This is a genomic window from Prosthecobacter sp. (genome assembly GCF_044236155.1).
Lineage (GTDB): Bacteria > Verrucomicrobiota > Verrucomicrobiia > Verrucomicrobiales > Verrucomicrobiaceae > Prosthecobacter.
In genome coordinates, this window is sequence record NZ_JBIIHA010000024.1 from 1 (window position 1) to 16,631 (window position 16,631).

Below are 16,631 nucleotides of genomic sequence, written 5' to 3' on the forward strand. Positions count from 1 at the left end.
CGATGGTGGCGGGCGTCTCCCGCAGCGCGAGGCGGGTGGCGCGCTCGAAGGTGACGAACAGCGGCGAGAAGCCGTCCGCGGCCCACTGGGCGGCGCTGGTGGGATTTGGCACGGAAGGCGGGAAAAACACGTCGTAGCCGCCGATGTAGCTGAGCGTGGAGGGCGTGGTGCTGGTGGTGGAGTCCGCGTAGCGCTTCACGGAGGCGTAGATGCCGTTCGGCTCGGTGGCGCCGGTGAAGCGGATGACGTCGATGTCATAGATGGCGTTCACCTTGAGATAGCCGGGGTATTTGCTGTAGCCGAGCACGAAGATGCTGGCGTTTTGAGGAACGGGAACGCCGTCGTTGAGGGGATTGCGGTAGTCGCGGTAGAGCGTCTCGGGTACGGAGGCGTTCGTGATGATGTGGACGCGGAATTTCTGCGGCGTGTCGAGCTCCTCGTGCAGCGCGGGATTGTAGGGAATGACGGCGGGGCGCCAGGTGTTGATGCTGTCGCGCGGAAGGCAGAAAACGGCGGTGGCGCTGATGGTGTCCGTGAGGAACTGCTCCCGCAATTCCTCGGCCTGGGAAAGCGCGCCGTATTGAGGCGCCATGGCAACATTCAGCGTGCTGGTGGAGAGGCCGTAGAAGTTTTGCAGGCGGTTGAGGCCGAGCGGGACGGTGACAATGGATGAGACGCTCGGCTGGCTGCGGACGATGGTGCCGTAGGAGACGACAGCGCCGCCGATGACCACGGCGGAGAGCGCGAGCACCAGCAGGAGTTCCACGGAGGTGAATCCCCCCGGCTGATGGACGCGGCGGTTCATTTGGGCGCAGGTGCTGGCGTGCCGAAGAGCATGCGCACGACGGATTCCACGGCAGGTGCGGGGCGGGGCGGGGCGGATGCCGCAGGGGCGGCAACTGCAGGCTTTTCCTGCGCGGACGCTGTTTGCGCCGGCATTTCCCTGACTGCCTGCCGCGCTGGCTCGGGAAGAATGGGGGACTCATCGACGAACTCCGCACGCGGAGGCGGGGGCGGCTGGGAGACCGCGGCCGTGGCGGGCTGTGCCTGCGGCTTGCCGCTGGCGATCTCATGCAGCGGCAGGTCCATCGTGGCGTTCACAGCGCTGGAGGCCTTCCCCTGCTCGTCCACCTGCCCGAGCATCTGATAGCGCACCTTGGGGGAGATGTTGATCGGGATGATCATGAGCTTCGGCGGCAGGCCGGTGGCACGCTTCTCCTGCCAGGCGAGTTCGATGAACTGCTGGGTGATGTTCTTCACGCGCAGCTCGACGAGCTGCTCCGGCAGCACGGGCGGGACAGTGCCGCCGGTTTCGAGGATGATGTTTCCTAGCAGCACCCGCATGCGGCCGTCCTCCATGCGCTTCACGCCGACGACGGGGAGCTTGAGAAGTTTGTCGCGCACTCGGTTTTCCTCGGTGTCTCCAGGGGCGAGCCTGTTCTGCGCCTCGCTTTCGGACTCAAAGGGGTTGTGCTCCTCGGGTTTGACGTTCTCCGGCGTTTTCTCGTCCGGCAGCACGAGCTGGTACTGGACGCGTTTTTCCGTCTCTTCATCGGCAGCGCCGTCCTGGGCGCGCACGGGCATGCTCATGAGCATGCAGAGCAGGCCGGTCCATGAAATCAGTCTGTGGATGCGGTTCATGATCATGGTTTTTTGGCGTTGTCCTTCTCCTTGCCCGCTTTTTCCTTTGCCTTGCCTTTCTCGGCATCCGCGGCGGCGAGATCAAAGATGGGGGTCTCGAATGACACCTCCATCTTCAACTGGCGGCCGGTGCTGCCGCCGGTGATCTGCACGACCTTCATGCGCGCGGTGGGCAGGCGGCGCTCGATGTCGCCGAGCCAGTTCAGCACCTTGGCGTACTCCTCCTCGATGGTGAGCGTGGTGAGGAGTGACTTGGGGATGATCTTGTTGTTGGCGGAGGTTTTGAGCTCGGTCTTGCGGGAACGAACGAGATTGATGCCGCGCTCACGCAGGCTGAGCTCGATGGTCTGCTCGGCCTCCTGCTGGGTTTGGATGCGTTCGATGGCGGGAAGCCAGCCGCGCAGGAAGCGGCGCACGTCCTCGGTGTCCGCCTTGAACATGGCGGTGGAGATCTCGGCGGTGGAGCGCTCGTTCTCGGCGGTGGTGGCCGCGGTCTCCGCGTCCTCCGCCTCCGAGCGTGTGCTGGAGACCTTGTTGTGGACCATCTGGGCGGCGTAGGTCATGCCGCCGATGATCATCAGCAGGACGACGCAGGCGAGTTGCTTCGGGTTCATGGCTGCGAAAGAAGGAAGGCGGGTTTAGTCTGTCTGGCGGACGAGCGTGGAGTGGTATTCGACGACATCGCCGTTCTTTGTCTGCTGCGGGGAGTAAGAGCGGTAGAGAAGCTGTCCGAGCGCGGACTCGATGGACGCGAGCTCGTTGGGAACCTGGGAGCCGTTGAGATGGATGGTGAGCGCCAGGTTGGCAGGGACCTGCTCGCTGCGCTCGAGCGCCACCTGGGTGATGCGCGTCTCCGGCTGCACGGCGCGGGCGATCTTGACCGCGATGGGCTGGATGTTGCGCGCACCTTCCATCCACTGGGCGACTTTTTCCGCCTTGGTGGCCTCGGATTCGAGGCTGGATTTCTCGCTGTTGAAAGCGTCGCGCTGCTCCTCGCTGAGTTTTTTGCGCTCCTCGGCCTCGGTCTTCTGCCTGAGGGCGCGTTTGTAGTTGAAGTAATCCATCGTCATCACATAGGCGCTGCCGATGAGGGCGACGTAAAAGATGACGGGGATGGCACGGAACGTCGAGGACAGGCGGCGCGAGGTGTCGGTGCGCGGCGTCTTGAAGTCGTGGCAGAGGTATTCGTTCATGGTTTTTCGCGTGGATCAGTGTTCGCCGATGATGGACCAGAGCAGGTCATCCTGGGTGAGGTCCGTGGCTCCGACCTTTTCGAGGTGGAGCATGAGCTCGGTGCGGAATTTGTTGTCGTGGCCGTCACCGACGAAATATACCGGGCTGCCCTGCGGCACCTTGGCAACGAGCGGGCTGATGATCTGCAAGGCCGTCTCCACGGCCTCGGGGCCGAGGCCGCTGCGGCAGCGGATGTCCTTCCACTGGCCCTCCTGCTGCACCAGGACGCCAAGCGAGCCCTCGCATGCGGCGATGAGCACGAAGTCCGAGGGCGTGCCGCCGGAGCTTGCGCGGAAGATGCTCAGGATGGCATGCTCCAGCATGGCAAACAGGCCGCAGCAGACACGGCCGGGCTTTAGATTGATCGTTTTAAGCACATCCTCGGTGACTTTCACCAGGGACTCCTCGACGGCGAGGAGCAGGCTGGCGGTGGTCTCGGGGTGGTGGCAGATGGCGTAGCGCTTGCCGCGGTCATACTTCGGTCCGAGGACGGCGCGAGGGTTCGTGCGCAGCAGGCTCACGCAGTTGTCGCCGCGCATGAGGTTGTTCTCCAGGCTGATGATGAAGCGGTGGTTCACGGAGACGGAGCACCAGCCTCCTTCGACCATGCCGCGCCATTCGTCGGCGCGCTGCGGCGCCGCGTCGGCCAGCTCACCCTCCTGGACGCCGCCTTCCTCAAAGCGGCCGCGTTTGTTGACAGAGCGCCAGCTCACCGAGCCGCGGCTGACGTTGAGAAGAAGAGACTTGCGTCCTTCATAACGCTTTCCCCAAGCGACGGCGGAGTCGTCGGGGTCGGCTTTGAAGGCTGCGAAGCTCAGGACAGATTTGATTTCATCCAACAGCATAAATGGAGGTCAGTTGTTCTTTGGAAAGGAAGTCGTACACCTCATGTTCGGTGTAGCCGGTCTTGCGCGATGTGGCGGGCTTCCAGCCGTCGGCCATGCGCATGTTCAGGCAGCGTTCGAAGCTGACCATGCCGCGTGTGAAGCCCGCTTCGAGCTCCTGGTCGAGGTTCTTGAACTCGCCGCGACGGATCATGCCGCACACGGAGTCGTAGGGCAGCAGCAGCTCGTGAATGGGGAAGCGTTTGCCGCGATTTTCGTCAAACAGCAGGCGCTGGCAGAGAATGCCGCGGATGGAGTCCGCGAAGGAGAGCATGGCGTTCTCCATGCGGTCGCTCGGGATGAGCTTCAGATAGCGCTGCACCGTCTGCGCGGCGGAGGAGGTGTGCAGCGTGGCGACGACGACGTGGCCGGTTTCCGCGGCCTGCAGCGCGATCTCCGCCGTCTCGCCGTCACGAATTTCTCCCACGAGAATCACGTCCGGCGCCTGGCGCAAAGCGGCACGCAGGGATTTGTTGAAGTCGAGCTCATCGGTGCCGATCTCGCGTTGTGAGACGAGGGAAGGGATGCCGGAAGGATAAACGAATTCGATGGGGTCCTCGAAGGTGAGCACATGCTCCTGGCGGCGTTTGGCACGCTCAAGAATCATCGAGGCGATGGTGGTCGATTTACCGGAGCCTGTGGCGCCGCAGACGAGGAACAGGCCGTTTTTGGCTTCGAGGAACGCCTTGATGGCCGGTGGCGGCACCATGAGCTTGCTGATGTCAGGAATGCTCTCCGGCAGCAGACGCAGCACCCAGCGCGGACGTCCGCGGGTGACCATGCGGTTCACACGATAGCGCCGCGGACCGAGCTGCAGCGCGTAGTCCACGCAGCCGGGCGTGAACTCCAGCGGGCGCTCCGGCTGGTAGATGAACGAGTCGTAGAAGAGCTTGCCGTTGCGCTTGTAGGTCAGCGCTTCCCACGGGGTGATGTAAAAGTCGCTGACGCCGGAGTCCTTCGAGAGATGAAGCATCCGGTAGCCGAGCTGACTGCGTTCGTGAATGTCTTCCATGAGCGTGAATGTTTATCGGTTGCTGGTGAAGCGGGCGCGCAGCTCCGCCTGAGCGGTGGCACCTTCAAAGATGAGGAATTTGCTGCCCTGCACGACGCCCGCGCCGGGGTCGAGCGTGGCCCACGAGAGTTCGAGCCGGTATTCGACACCGTCGATGGTGACGCGGATGTCCGTGGTCGGGTTTTTGAGTTCCACGATGTCCGCGCTGGCGAGGCGGTCGCTGGTGTTCTCGGTGCTGGTGAGCCCGAGGTCGATGTGCGTGGTGAAATTCAACGAGGGCTGCGTGAGCGACAGGTTCACCGAGAGCGTGACGCCGGTGGCCTCGCTGTTGTAAAACGTGGTTCCGTTCAGCAGCATCAGCTCGCCGAATTTGAACCAGGTGTTCGGCGTGATGGTGTCGAACTCCTCGGGGGTGAAGCTCAGCACGTTTTCGACGCCGGCGTCGAGGTATTCACCGTTGCCGAGGTCGAGCTTGGTGTTCCCGTGCTTGAAGGTGGAGCTAGTTGTCCCGTTTTGGATGTTGGTGACGAGGTTGGTCCCGCCGATGGCATTGCCCCAGTTGGCCTCTCCCGTGCCGCTGAAGCCGCTGGTGAGACGGTAATAGGTCTGCGAGTTGGTATTGCTGGTGGAGTATTCGGCAGGACGCGTCGATTCATTGACCGCCTGTAGGTTCATCGCGGGTGTGAGCGGGATGGCGGAGCCGGTGTATTCGATCCACGCGCCGGAATTGACGCGGTACATCAGCTTCGAGACCTCGGGCAGCGCGCCGTTGCGGCTGATGGTGGCCGAAGTGGGGAAACTGGTGAACGCGAAGGTGCCGCCCGCAGGAGTGATGGCGGGACGAGGTAGTTTTGTCACCGTGGGTGGTGTGGAGGTGCCGCCGCCGCCGGTACCACTACCACCGCCGCCAGTACCCGTTGCATCATCCGCAGGTGGTTCACTCGTGGTTGGAGCGGACTCGTTCGGATCAAAGCCGTTGGCGGAGGCTGGGGGGGCGAAAGGCTGCGGGTTCAGGTAGTTCGCCGCAGGATCGGTCACGGAGGTTCCCCAAACCCAGCCCTTCGTGCTGGAGTTAAACGCGAATGTGGACTTGGTTCTCGTTTCAGTGCCGAAATCAGCCCCGGCGAGTGATTCGTCGAAGTAAAACTCGGAAACGGCGCTTCCGGTGGCCTTGTTCAGCTCAAAGCGCTGCTTGGTCTTGTTCCAGAAGACACGTGGGTTGTTGTCGGCATCCGGCTGCGAGGTCATTCTAGCGCGCAGACGGACATCCAGCAGACGCCCTGAGGCTGCTCCCACATGCTTCTGCCACTCGGCCTGTGGACGAATGCGCTTCATTTTGTCGAGTACGGCCTGCGGACTGGTAAGGCCGGCCACGCTGCCGCCATCCGCCACGTAAAGGGCCACCATTTGATTCAAGGTGGAAACATCAGACTCCAGCTTCGCAACGCGAGCGGAACCAGCATCATCCATAAGCAGGGAGACGCTCACCTTCACAATAACGCCGATGATGGCGATGGTGATAATAAGCTCGAGCAAGGAGTGACCTTCACGGCAGTGGGAACTGCGTGTTGCGGATTCGCAAGTCTTGAAACCACTCGGCGACATAACGACTGTACTAAATAGTTCAAAAAGCCTAAATTCAAGGAAAAGATATGGAAATTATAATAAAGTTGGAAGATTTGGCCATTTGGTTGATGCTTGTTTGGATTCAGTGAGTGTTGCCATAATTAAATAATTAGGATCAAACAGTGATAAATGGCATTTGATTTATATTTCCATCTCTGTTATAATTTCAATAATATGCGCCTTTCTACCGGTTTGTTCCAGCTTATTCTTTGCGTCGTTCTGACGGCTTTGCCGGACACGCTGCTGCGCGCCCAGTTTAATCAGAACAACATGCACCTGCTTTCGCCTGAGTATGAAGCGGAAGCTGCCCGGCTGCGCTCCTCTGCTCCGCAGCAATACGATTTCTCCAAGGCCATGCTCAGTGACGTGCTGCGCTTTCTGGCAACTGACGCGGGCATATCTTTCTTCTCCCTGCCAGATGACAGTCCGGACGGCGGCAGGCTCATCACCTTTTCAATTAAGGCCAGTCCTTTTCAGGTGCTGGAGACGTTGTGCAAGGCCAATGGCTTGGCCATCATTCCCGACAACGGGATTTGGTACATCCGCCCGGCCGATGACCGCGAACTCATCGGGAAGTCGTATGAAATTCGCCACAACGCGCTTGAGCGTGTGGAGCGCGTCAGCGCAGGGGGCGGGATGACATCTGCGGCGGCGGCCAGTAGCGGAGGCGGGGGTGTCAGTCGTGGCGGTGCCGGTGGTGGCGGCGCGTCCGGTGGTCTTGACCTCCAGGGAGCGAGCCAGACCTTCGCGGTGCGTCGTAGCGAGGTTATTAATGACATCCGCGCTCTTCTCGGCCTGCCACCGGAAGAAATGGAGGCTGGTGGCAATATCGGCGGTGCTATTGCAGGTGGGGGTGCCGGCGCTCTGGGGGCTGGTGAGGATGAAAACGCCGCCCGTGCGATGAATTCGAACGAACTGAGTGCCGTGCGGAAGCCGAAGGTCATCTGGAAATCGGACTCCAACACCCTCTACATCGTCGCCACACGTCTTCAGCACATGTGGGTGGAGGGCTATCTGGCCGCTGCGGACAAGCCGCAATCCTTGATCGCCATCGAGGTGAAATTCATCGAAACGTCCCGCGATCCGAAGCGCGAATTTGGCATTGATTGGTCGGGCACGTTTGAAAACGGAAACTTCCGCCAGGTCAATAAAACCGAGACCGGAACCGATGCCTCCGGCAACCCCACATTAAATGTTGATTACACCTCGGTGCCCACCACGGGAGGATTCCGCACGGACCTGGCTCCTTTGCTGAGCTCTGTGAATTTGAATAACGTGGGTGCTTCCCTCGGCTGGCCCGCGCTCAGCATTCTCAGCGCGCAGGACTTGAATGTGAAGCTGCGCGCCATTCTGCGTGACGAGGAGACCAACACCACTTCCTATCCGCGCATGGTCACGATGAGCAACCGCGAGGTCGCCATCCGCAGTGTTGTGAACCAGCCGGTGCTTGACGCCAGCTCCACGGCGAGCGCAGGGGCTGTCGGCGCGACCACCACCACGCAGGTCGCCTACCTGCCCATCGGCACGGTGTTGAACATCCTCCCCAAACGCATGCAGTCGGACAAAATCATGCTCAACATGGCCGTCACTGTCTCCAGCATCATCGGCACCGAGGTGATTTCCGGAAATCCATATCCCATCGCTTCATCGCGTGTTTACAGCGCACCGGTGGAGATCGATTCCGGCTACACGGTGGCCGTCGGCGGACTGGACGAGGCGCGCGAGCGTGAGGGCGAGGTCGGAGTGCCGTTCCTTAGCAAGATCCCCGGCTTGAAATGGCTCTTCAAATACAAAAGCCGGAGCAAGAACCACAAGAACCTCATGCTCTTCATCACTCCGACCATTATCGACGCCCGCAATGGCGGATTGCCTCCGGAGCCCCAGTCCGTCGTGCCGCAGCGTCCGAACCTGCCGGGCAGGCCCAAGGTGGATGCTTACAGCGGCGCGCTCATCGGCGGCAGCGCGGCGTTGCCAAACACGGTGGCCTATCTCTCGCGTGAAGCTGAAAAGCTCGGCAACACCATCGAGGAAAGCCGCATCACCGACGATGTGGGTCAAAAGCTCAAGGAGTTGAAGATCGCCGTCACGCAGGTGCATGCCCAGTGCGAGACACTGAAACTGTCCGAGCCCGCGAAGTTCGCCATGATCGACCAGCATCAACTGCTGCTCAAAGACATCCTCGAACGCCTTGCCTACTTCCAGCGCGCGCTGTTCACAAAGAAATACCTCTGATCGGCCATCCGGCTTGGGATTTCTGGCGGCGCATCACGCGCCAAGCAATGGCGGACAGGGAGGGATTCGAACCCTCGGTACCAATCCCTGGTTTTGAAAACACACTCTCCCCAGTGAAAGTGTGACTTAACTGACCTCTTTGACCTTGATTTTCAGCAATGATGTTGCCACTCTCGTTGCCACTACTTCAAGGCCATGGCCTCACTCCGCAAAAAGGCACGTTCACCGTTTTGGTTCGCCTGCATCACCATGCCGGACGGAAGGAGAGTCCAGCGTTCGACCAAGGAAACTCTGCGCAAGCCAGCGCAGGCAAAGGCGGATGAATGGGAGCGGCTGTCCAAGGAACGCGCCAAGGCACGTCAGGCGCACCGGGTGATTGCCGAGATCTACAAGGCCAGCCACCAGGAGGATCTGCCGGACGCGACGGTGGCGGATTTTGTGAAACGCTGGCTGGAACGCAGAAAAGGGGAGGTGTCCCCGGCAAGCCTGGATTCCTACAAAGCCACGACTTCGATCTTCATCCAGTGGCTGGGAGACAAGTGCAAACGCCCTTTGGCGGACCTGGACACGCGGCAGTTCGTGTTGTTCCGGGACGCCCAGGCCGCGCGTGTGTCACCCGCGACCTGCAACAAGTTCATCAAGCAGCTCAGGGTGGTCTTTGAGGATGCAAGGCGGGATGGCTACATCGCCGAGAACCCGGCGAAGGATTGTCCACGTTTGAAAGTGGTCTCCGCGGAGAGGCGGCGCCCGTTCACCATTGAGGAACTGAAGGAAGTTCTCAAAGTCGCCACTGACGAGTGGCGGTCGCTCATCCTGTTCGGATTCTACACTGGTCAAAGACTCGGTGACCTAGCCGTCCTTTCATGGAACAACATTGACCTCGGGGCAGGGGAGATCCATCTGCGCACCGCCAAGACTGCGCGCATGGTTCGCATTCCGATTTGCGGCCCTCTGATGGAGCACATTGAAAGTCTTTCCGCCGTAGATGAGCCATCAGAGCATCTACATCCGAAGGCCGCCAAAGCATTTTTAAAGGGGAACTCCCCTATGGTATCTCGCCAATTCGGTGACTTGCTGGCGGCCGCAGGTGTGACCGACAGACGCATGCACGGCAAAAGTTCGGGAAAAGGGCGCGCCGCTGCCCGTGTCACCAGTGACCTCTCCTTCCACTCCCTGCGCCATACGGCGACCAGCCTGCTCAAAAACGCCGGCGTATCACCCGCCGTGGTGCAGGACATCATTGGTCATGACTCGGCGGAAATGAACACGCACTACACCCACATCGAGCTGAACACAAAGCGCAAGGCCTTGGAGACCTTGCCATGTCTGACTTCTCTACACTAGCGCTATGAAAAGCGGAAAAAACTCCAAAGCCCAGCGTAACGCAGAATTGCTTTCCCACACCGTTCAGGCGCGTGACATTCCTCCTTCAGGTGAAATCGATTTGATTGGTGCGGACGTTGAGCGGATATACCGGGAATATCCAGGCTTTGAGGCTTTGGTGGCACGGCTTTGTAAGCGAATTGCATCACTGGTGAGTTCCGATTCAAAATATGAGAGAATCGTAGCCAAATATGGCCCCGATGGCGTTGACCGAATTAGCTTCATTGCCACGATGTATGCGATCTCTGCTTTGCAGTATTTAGAACGCATCATGGAGTCGTTTGCTCTGTCCGGTGACAAGGGAAAGGACATCAAGTCGAGATACCTGATTAGCCTTGAGCAACCTAAAGCAGCTTACCACTTTTTGCATGTTTTCCTTTTCTCTCGTGACAAGCGCAAGACGCGGGATGTCCACGAGGACGATCTGTTGAATCACACCACGCCGTTTCTGCTTGATGCGATGACCGACGAGGTCATCCGGGGACGCTCGATTTCAGAATCAATCAGGAAATACTCAAGCTGGGTATCGAAGAGGGCTGAAATAGGGGATGCCAGTTTTTTCGTTCAGTTTGGCGAGTGGGTTACAAAGGCGACCACTCGGAGCTTGGCAAAATCTTTTGAGCGGTGGTTGCTGACTGGCTGGCTTCCGCTGGCGCTTTGGACCCTATCCCCGTCAGAAGCAGTTACCATTCTGCGCGTATACGCCAAAGTGCTCCGATCTTGTGGTGGCGTGCCTCCGAACCTGGGCACGGATCAAGAGGTTAAAAAGAACATCAGACGCTTTAAAATGAGATTGATGGCGGTCGAGCGCAAATAGGGGGGGCTAGTTGCGCTTTTGCGACCTTGGTGACAACGGCTACTTGGTTGATCCTCTATGAGGACTCCAACCATCTATATTAATCGCGGGCACGGTGACGAAGACCAAGCGGCATGGTCCCCCAATCCCGACTGGCTCCGTGTCGCCGAAGCCTGCGCTTACTCGCGGGTGAGCAAGCCAAAACTCTATGACCTCCTCAACCGCGGGTTGGTGAAGTCGGTGTCCCTCAAAGAGCGTGGTCAGATTAAAGGCACTCGCCTGATCTCTTTCAGCAGCCTGAAGGCATTCCTCGAGTCCCGCGCAAGCGGTGGGGCATCAGCTGAAAAAGACTAGTCCTAGTTCCATCCGTAAAATCAACGTCCCACCCGACTATGAAAACCCCTGAATCCACAAAGACTCGTCACTGCAACCGTCTCGACTTGAGTCGCTTTAAAGCTCTGATGACCTGGCTGACGGAATGTTCTCCCGCGGTCGGCAAGGTCAGCTTCGAGGCGCTCGCCAAGGAGGCGTCCATGGCCCTGCAGTTTCGTGTCACCAAGGCCAACTGCCGCACTGCGCTGCAGGTGTGTAAAGAGTTGGAATTGGACCGCGCCCGCGGAGGCAATGTCTAGACGCCGATGAATGCGCGCTCGACAGCACCAAAGCCTAAGACTCGGCCCCGCTTGGGACGTCCGACCAAGAAAGTGAGTGTCTTCGTGCGCCCCTTTCTCTCCGGCCTGGCCATGGGGGAATCTCGTCGCCGAGCCGCAGCGGCAGCAAGGGTCAGTCCCAAGACGGTTCAGCGCTGGCTTCGCACTGACAGCAACTTCCGCAAAGAAGTGCTAAAGGCTGAAAAGCGCGGGAGTCACAAGGCCCCATACCTCCGCTGGCTGCATCATCCTTTTCGCGGACTCCGCCCACCGTTGTCTGAAGGACAACATCAGCTTCCTCGCCCCCAGCCACGCTTTAACTACTGAATCGTCGGTCGAATTTTGCACCCAGCCCCCCGCGCTCGCACCCGCACACACGCGTGTACGCGCACGAGAAAAGGCGCCGAAAATCCCCCTCCCCAATACACAGACATACCCAAAAAACAAAACGCCCGCCGCCTTTTGGGACAACGAGCGCTCTGATTCCAAGTCAGCGTCAATACTCCTGAGGCAGGGCTGGTTCAACCAAAACTAACATGAAAACCACCTCCTCCATGGAGGGCGCCGATTGGCCCCCTCGCAGCCGCCGCTTTGCCCATGGCAAGCCCCCGGCCTCCCCTCTGCTTCGCCGCGAGCCATACCGTGACACCGACCTTCGCGGAGTGCGCACGCTAGCCAGCGTGCTCAACCTGGTGCTTGCTGAGCTCGGAGAAAGAAAATCGCCATGAAACCCATCGACGACTTCTCCGGTCATGGGCTGACTGCCACTGACAGTGAGCGCCAGATCATCGCCGCGATGCTTGAGGGCACCACTGATCACCTGCCAGCCATGGCGCGCATTCTTCCTGATGCATCGGCATTCCTGGACCGTGAATGCAGCTTGGTTTGGGTCGTTGTATTACGCCTCCACGCCGCTGATCAGCCTGTGAGCTTCCACACGATCAAATCGGCCATGTTGGCTGATGGTGAGGTGAAGGAACCCGGCGATAACCTCATCGCACTCCAGGGTACTCATGCTTTGATCACGCAAGAGCATGCGGAATGGCATGCCAAACAGGTTGCGATGGCCCAAGCCCGCCGTCAGGCGGCAGAAGCTCTGCGCGTGATTGAATCCGCTGACACCTCCGCTGACGAGCTGGCGGCCTTTCTCCGAGAAAAGGCGGGAATCCTGGATGGCATCGCCATGAACACGGGTGAATCCTTGCCCGAACCAGTTCCCATCACCGTGAATCTGCACCCGGTGATGCCTTTTGACACTTCCTGGCTTCCCAAGTCGCTGGCGCCTTGGATCTCTGACGTCGCGGACCGTATGCAGTGCCCACCCGACTTCTCGGCGGTTGCCGCGATGGTGGCCTTGTCGAGTGTGGCCGGCCGTCGCTTTGCGATCCAACCCAAAGAGCAGGATGAAGCCTTCTTCGAATTCCCACACCTGTGGGGCATGATTGTCGGCCGCCCTTCTTTGATGAAATCTCCTTCCATGCAGGCGGCGATGCGCCCCCTTCGCGAGCTCGAGGCAGCGGCGCTGCAGGCCCACAAGGAATCGGACCGCGACCTTCAGGCTCAGAGAATCGCAGGGAAAATCAAACGCCAGGCGCTTGAGCAAGAGGCAAAGAAGGCCGCTCGGCAAAGCCTCGACTTCGACTACACCCAGCTTCTTGACGAGGAGGAACAAGACCGTGTCCCGGTGCGTCGGCTGATCGTGAATGACGCCAGTCTGGAGGCGCTTGGCGAGGTGCTCCGCGACAACCCCATGGGGACGCTCCTCTACCAGGACGAGCTGGCAGGTCTCTATGCGATGTTGGAACGCGAAGGCAATTTGAGCCTTCGCAGCTTTCTGCTCCAGGCATGGAATGGCAAAGAGCGTTTCACCTTCGACCGCATTGGCCGCGGCACCCGCGTCATCGAGGCCTGCGCCGTCAGTGTTCTGGGCAGCATCCAGCCTGGGGTGATTGCTTCCCATGTCCGTGCTGCAAACTCCGACAGTGCTGGCGCCGATGGCTTCCTTCAGCGCTTCTCTCTCACGGTCTGGCCTGATATTAGCCCTCACTGGCGTGACGTGGACCGTCCAATCGACCAAAAAGCCGAAGATGCTGCCGCCGACATGTTCCACCGCATGGAGAGCCTGACGCCGACGGAATGCGCGCGGCTTGGTATCCCGCGCAATCGCGATGGCATCCCAGTTTTCCGCTTTGCGCCCGATGCCCAGGAGCGTTTCCGCGCATGGCGTTTCGAATTCGAAAATCGCATTCGTTCCGAGGCTTTGACACCTGCCCTTGAAGGTCATCTCATCAAATACCGGAAGCTCGTCTCGGCGCTGGCAGTCCTCATTCATGTCGCCGACTGGCAGTCAGGTCATGTTTCGATGTCTGCGCTGGATCGTGCTCTATCGTGGGCAGCCTACTTGGAGACGCATGCCATGCGTCTTTATGGTGTCGGCAGCCAGGCTGACTGCCAGGGCGCGATGGCCCTGCTTAAAAAGCTGATGAGCGACCCATCTGCCTTACCCGAGCCGTTCACGGCCCGCGACGTCTATCGCAAAGGCTGGAGCGGGCTCGCCACGGCTAATGCCGCCGAAGCGGCCTGTGAGCTCCTCACAGGCCACCACTACCTGCTCGCAACCCAGCAAAACCCTACCGACAAAGGGGGGCGTCCTACTTTTCTTTATCGTCTGAATTCCCGCGCAAAACAAAAAGCGCAGAACTAGAGAACCGACAAAACTGACAAAACCTAGTTCTGTCAGTTTTGTCAGTGCCTTTCCCTACCATTTACGCCATCCTCATCCCCTCCACCTCCTCGGCCACACGGCGCACCAAGTCCGGCGGTCCCAGGACCTTCGCCTTGCTGCCCCAGCTCAGCACCCAGCGAGTTATCTCCTCCAGGCCGGAGAGGTCGGCTTGGAATTCGATGACGCTACCGTCGGGCTTCAGCTTGCGGATCGCTTGGGTGGGATGCCACTGCCGCTCTGCCACGACGCGGGCGGCGTAGCCCTCAAAGCGGATATGCACCTCGTGCCGCTTCCGTTCGTCGCCGGCGTAGCTCCACACGCCGAAGCCGCCACCCAGATGGTCGCGGGCGTTAAAACCCGGCTCCCGCCTGAATTTCGTGCGCTCGACTTGGAGGTTCGACATCCGCTGGAGGGCAAAGGTCCGCATCGCCCCACGCGCAGGATCAAAGGCGATCAGATACCACCCGTGCTCGATCTGGCCCACATGGTGCGGCCGCACTGTCCGCCGCTCCGGCTGGCCCGCCGTCAGCTTCCGGTAATCAAAGCTCACCTCACGGCAGCCCCGCACCGCATCCAGCAGGTCGCCAAACAGCGTCACGTCCGCCGCCAGCACGCCGGCCGCCTTCACGCTGAAGGCCTCGTCCAGCTCGTGCCAGGCGATAGAGACCTCGCCGGGACAAGCCTCAGCGATCTTGCTGAAGCTCTCCGTCAGCATCCGCTCCAGCCGCGTGCCCAGCAGAGGCTCCAAAGCATGGCGGGCCAGGAACAGCGCCACCAGATCATTCCGCGAGAGCTGCAGCATCGGGAACTCATGCACCTCCTGCGTGTAAAAGTAGCCGTGCTTGATCGCGTGATACTCCAGCGGCAGACCGAGCTGGTCCCGCATGAAGCTGATGTCCCGCTGGATTGTCTTTGGCGCCACCTCGATCTCCGCCGCCAGCGTCGTGCAGTTTGGGAAACGCCCCGCCCGGATGATCTTGTGGATCTCCATCACCCGCCACATCGCCGGCCGGCTCACCCCGGAGCGGGAGGAGGCGGCAGGAGCCTCCTGGTGGAGACGACGAGCGGGCGAGGGCTGGGGGCGAGGCATGCCGGGAAAGTTGAAGCAAATGAGTGCCACTGTCACCCCATGATTGTCCGACCCCGGATGCTATAAGCTGATCCATCCGTCGTGTTGTCTGCATCCCCTGACTCAAGCCATGCCCGTCCTACCCTCCGGCCTTCGATATACATTCAGCGTTCAGCCTTTTTGGGACTTGGTGGGGCGGGTCAGTGATGAGCTAAAACAGGACGACATTTGGCGGTTCACACCGGAGTTCCTGCTGATTCGGGAGCCTGACGACCTGCGGCGCTACATTGGCATTCTGTGGGTCGTGCCCGAAGCTGCCGATCTGCGCACGTCGCCCCATTTCGCCGGCCATCAGAAGCGCTTGCCGCCCGGCTGGTGCGTTCTGGACAGCGGGACCACATTCGACTGCCTGCCAGCCCATTTGGACGCGAAAGACCGGCATTCCTTGTCCGGCCTTTGGAAATACCTGCGTGTTCGCCCGACTGTCACGAAACTCCTCAACGTGGTTCACAAGCACCACAAGCGCATGGCAGACTCGTCGTCGGAGGACTTCCGGCGAATCGCCTCGTGGTTTCCTCGTAGCCAACCACAAGGCGAAAGGCAGCCCGCCTTGGTCGAGAATGATGAAATTTAGGACCCACCACCCCCACGGATGTCCCACCCCCTGTGAGAGAGTGGTAGCCTCATGAACCCACACCTCACCGAAATCGCCTACATCCTCGACCGCTCCGGCTCAATGCAGTGCATGCAGGAGCCCGCCATCACCGCCTTCAACGACTTCCTCAAGGCCCAGCTCGACGTGCCCGGCGAGGCCCGTCTCACCCTCGTCCAGTTCGATGACGCCTACGAGGTCCCCATCGCCGCCCGCTACCTGAATGATGTGCCCCAGCTCACCGCTGCCACCTACACCCCACGCGGCGGCACCGCCCTGCTCGACGCCATCGGCCGCACCATCGAGGAGACCGACCGCCGCGTCGAGGCCATGGCGGCGAGCACCCGCCCCGGCAAGGTCATCCTCGCCATCTTCACCGACGGCTTTGAGAATGCCTCCAGCCGCTTCACCAGCGCCAGCATCAGCGATCTCATCCGCCGCTACCGCGATGAACGTGGCTGGGAGTTCCTTTTCCTTGCCGCCAATCAGGACGCCATCGCCTCCGCCGGCCAGATGAGCATGGACCAGCATCTCAGCGGAACGGTGGACTACACCGCGGATGCCATCCGCACCACCGGCAGCGCCATGGGACGCAAGGTCCGCGCCCTGCGCATGAAAAGCGCCGGCAAGCTGGACGCCAAGGCCCAGGAGGACCTCAGCAAATCCATGAGCCAGATCGTGCAGGAGGAGCAGGGCAAAGCCTGACCGCCGTCTCTGACTCACCCGAA

Annotated in this window: 16 protein-coding genes; 8 read left to right on the top strand and 8 right to left on the bottom strand. The window is 60.3% G+C overall.

The genetic code is table 11. The features are described 5' to 3' along the window. From ACILSE_RS17775 to ACILSE_RS17805, 7 genes are all read right to left on the bottom strand, one after another. The coding region (locus ACILSE_RS17775; protein WP_395718769.1) for a hypothetical protein at window positions 1-805 on the bottom strand (805 nt) is incomplete at its 3' end. After that, the gene (locus ACILSE_RS17780; protein WP_395718770.1) at window positions 802-1,641 is read right to left on the bottom strand and encodes a hypothetical protein; all 840 of its coding nucleotides are present in this window, start codon (window positions 1,639-1,641) and stop codon (window positions 802-804) included. The genes ACILSE_RS17780 and ACILSE_RS17775, both read right to left, overlap by 4 nt. A gap of 2 nt (window positions 1,642-1,643) precedes the next feature. After that, window positions 1,644-2,255 (bottom strand): hypothetical protein, encoded by a 612-nt coding sequence (locus tag ACILSE_RS17785; RefSeq protein WP_395718771.1) that lies wholly within the window; start codon window positions 2,253-2,255, stop codon window positions 1,644-1,646. Between the two features lie 24 nt (window positions 2,256-2,279). After that, complete coding sequence (locus tag ACILSE_RS17790) at window positions 2,280-2,834, bottom strand: hypothetical protein (protein ID WP_395718772.1); 555 nt, start codon at window positions 2,832-2,834, stop codon at window positions 2,280-2,282. Window positions 2,835-2,849: 15 nt separating this feature from the next. Beyond that, complete coding sequence (locus ACILSE_RS17795) at window positions 2,850-3,719, bottom strand: hypothetical protein (RefSeq protein WP_395718773.1); 870 nt, start codon at window positions 3,717-3,719, stop codon at window positions 2,850-2,852. Further along, window positions 3,706-4,770 carry a type IV pilus twitching motility protein PilT gene (locus ACILSE_RS17800; RefSeq protein ID WP_395718774.1) on the bottom strand — a complete coding sequence of 355 codons (1,065 nt, stop codon included), beginning with the start codon at window positions 4,768-4,770 and terminating at the stop codon, window positions 3,706-3,708. Before ACILSE_RS17800 ends, ACILSE_RS17795 begins: the two co-directional genes overlap by 14 nt. A gap of 12 nt (window positions 4,771-4,782) precedes the next feature. Continuing rightward, the gene (locus ACILSE_RS17805) at window positions 4,783-6,306 is read right to left on the bottom strand and encodes a choice-of-anchor K domain-containing protein (RefSeq protein ID WP_395718775.1); all 1,524 of its coding nucleotides are present in this window, start codon (window positions 6,304-6,306) and stop codon (window positions 4,783-4,785) included. Between the two features lie 264 nt (window positions 6,307-6,570). Between ACILSE_RS17805 and ACILSE_RS17810 the strand changes: the two genes are divergently transcribed. The 6 genes from ACILSE_RS17810 (at window position 6,571) to ACILSE_RS17835 (ending at window position 14,161) form a co-directional block, all read left to right on the top strand. After that, window positions 6,571-8,628, top strand: coding sequence for a type II secretion system protein GspD (locus tag ACILSE_RS17810; protein ID WP_395718776.1), 2,058 nt, complete (start codon window positions 6,571-6,573; stop codon window positions 8,626-8,628). Between the two features lie 195 nt (window positions 8,629-8,823). After that, a complete protein-coding gene (locus ACILSE_RS17815; protein WP_395718777.1) occupies window positions 8,824-9,972 on the top strand; it encodes a tyrosine-type recombinase/integrase in 1,149 nt (382 codons plus the stop codon). A gap of 4 nt (window positions 9,973-9,976) precedes the next feature. After that, the gene (locus tag ACILSE_RS17820) at window positions 9,977-10,828 is read left to right on the top strand and encodes a hypothetical protein (protein ID WP_395718778.1); all 852 of its coding nucleotides are present in this window, start codon (window positions 9,977-9,979) and stop codon (window positions 10,826-10,828) included. Between the two features lie 57 nt (window positions 10,829-10,885). Further along, window positions 10,886-11,161, top strand: coding sequence for a helix-turn-helix domain-containing protein (locus tag ACILSE_RS17825; RefSeq protein WP_395718779.1), 276 nt, complete (start codon window positions 10,886-10,888; stop codon window positions 11,159-11,161). A 38-nt stretch (window positions 11,162-11,199) separates the two neighbouring features. Next, window positions 11,200-11,439, top strand: coding sequence for a hypothetical protein (locus ACILSE_RS17830; RefSeq protein WP_395718780.1), 240 nt, complete (start codon window positions 11,200-11,202; stop codon window positions 11,437-11,439). A gap of 742 nt (window positions 11,440-12,181) precedes the next feature. Next, window positions 12,182-14,161, top strand: coding sequence for a YfjI family protein (locus ACILSE_RS17835; protein ID WP_395718781.1), 1,980 nt, complete (start codon window positions 12,182-12,184; stop codon window positions 14,159-14,161). 61 nt (window positions 14,162-14,222) lie between these two features. Here ACILSE_RS17835 and ACILSE_RS17840 read toward each other — a convergent pair whose 3' ends face one another. After that, window positions 14,223-15,272, bottom strand: a complete 1,050-nt coding sequence (locus ACILSE_RS17840) for a helix-turn-helix transcriptional regulator (RefSeq protein ID WP_395718782.1) — start codon at window positions 15,270-15,272, stop codon at window positions 14,223-14,225. A 109-nt stretch (window positions 15,273-15,381) separates the two neighbouring features. Between ACILSE_RS17840 and ACILSE_RS17845 the strand changes: the two genes are divergently transcribed. Continuing rightward, the gene (locus ACILSE_RS17845) at window positions 15,382-15,885 is read left to right on the top strand and encodes a hypothetical protein (RefSeq protein WP_395718783.1); all 504 of its coding nucleotides are present in this window, start codon (window positions 15,382-15,384) and stop codon (window positions 15,883-15,885) included. A gap of 51 nt (window positions 15,886-15,936) precedes the next feature. Continuing rightward, entirely contained in the window at window positions 15,937-16,608 is a 672-nt protein-coding gene (locus ACILSE_RS17850; RefSeq protein ID WP_395718784.1) for a hypothetical protein, read from the top strand. Window positions 16,609-16,631: the final 23 nt, after the last annotated feature.

Bases quoted from the DNA above. Each gene is read 5' to 3' on its own strand.
- ACILSE_RS17780 (WP_395718770.1), bottom strand. From the start codon at position 1,641: ATGAACCGCATCCACAGACTGATTTCATGGACCGGCCTGCTCTGCATG.
- ACILSE_RS17785 (WP_395718771.1), bottom strand. From the start codon at position 2,255: ATGAACCCGAAGCAACTCGCCTGCGTCGTCCTGCTGATGATCATCGGC.
- ACILSE_RS17790 (WP_395718772.1), bottom strand. From the start codon at position 2,834: ATGAACGAATACCTCTGCCACGACTTCAAGACGCCGCGCACCGACACC.
- ACILSE_RS17795 (WP_395718773.1), bottom strand. From the start codon at position 3,719: ATGCTGTTGGATGAAATCAAATCTGTCCTGAGCTTCGCAGCCTTCAAA.
- ACILSE_RS17800 (WP_395718774.1), bottom strand. From the start codon at position 4,770: ATGGAAGACATTCACGAACGCAGTCAGCTCGGCTACCGGATGCTTCAT.
- ACILSE_RS17810 (WP_395718776.1), top strand. From the start codon at position 6,571: ATGCGCCTTTCTACCGGTTTGTTCCAGCTTATTCTTTGCGTCGTTCTG.
- ACILSE_RS17815 (WP_395718777.1), top strand. From the start codon at position 8,824: ATGGCCTCACTCCGCAAAAAGGCACGTTCACCGTTTTGGTTCGCCTGC.
- ACILSE_RS17820 (WP_395718778.1), top strand. From the start codon at position 9,977: ATGAAAAGCGGAAAAAACTCCAAAGCCCAGCGTAACGCAGAATTGCTT.
- ACILSE_RS17825 (WP_395718779.1), top strand. From the start codon at position 10,886: ATGAGGACTCCAACCATCTATATTAATCGCGGGCACGGTGACGAAGAC.
- ACILSE_RS17830 (WP_395718780.1), top strand. From the start codon at position 11,200: ATGAAAACCCCTGAATCCACAAAGACTCGTCACTGCAACCGTCTCGAC.
- ACILSE_RS17835 (WP_395718781.1), top strand. From the start codon at position 12,182: ATGAAACCCATCGACGACTTCTCCGGTCATGGGCTGACTGCCACTGAC.
- ACILSE_RS17840 (WP_395718782.1), bottom strand. From the start codon at position 15,272: ATGCCTCGCCCCCAGCCCTCGCCCGCTCGTCGTCTCCACCAGGAGGCT.
- ACILSE_RS17845 (WP_395718783.1), top strand. From the start codon at position 15,382: ATGCCCGTCCTACCCTCCGGCCTTCGATATACATTCAGCGTTCAGCCT.
- ACILSE_RS17850 (WP_395718784.1), top strand. From the start codon at position 15,937: ATGAACCCACACCTCACCGAAATCGCCTACATCCTCGACCGCTCCGGC.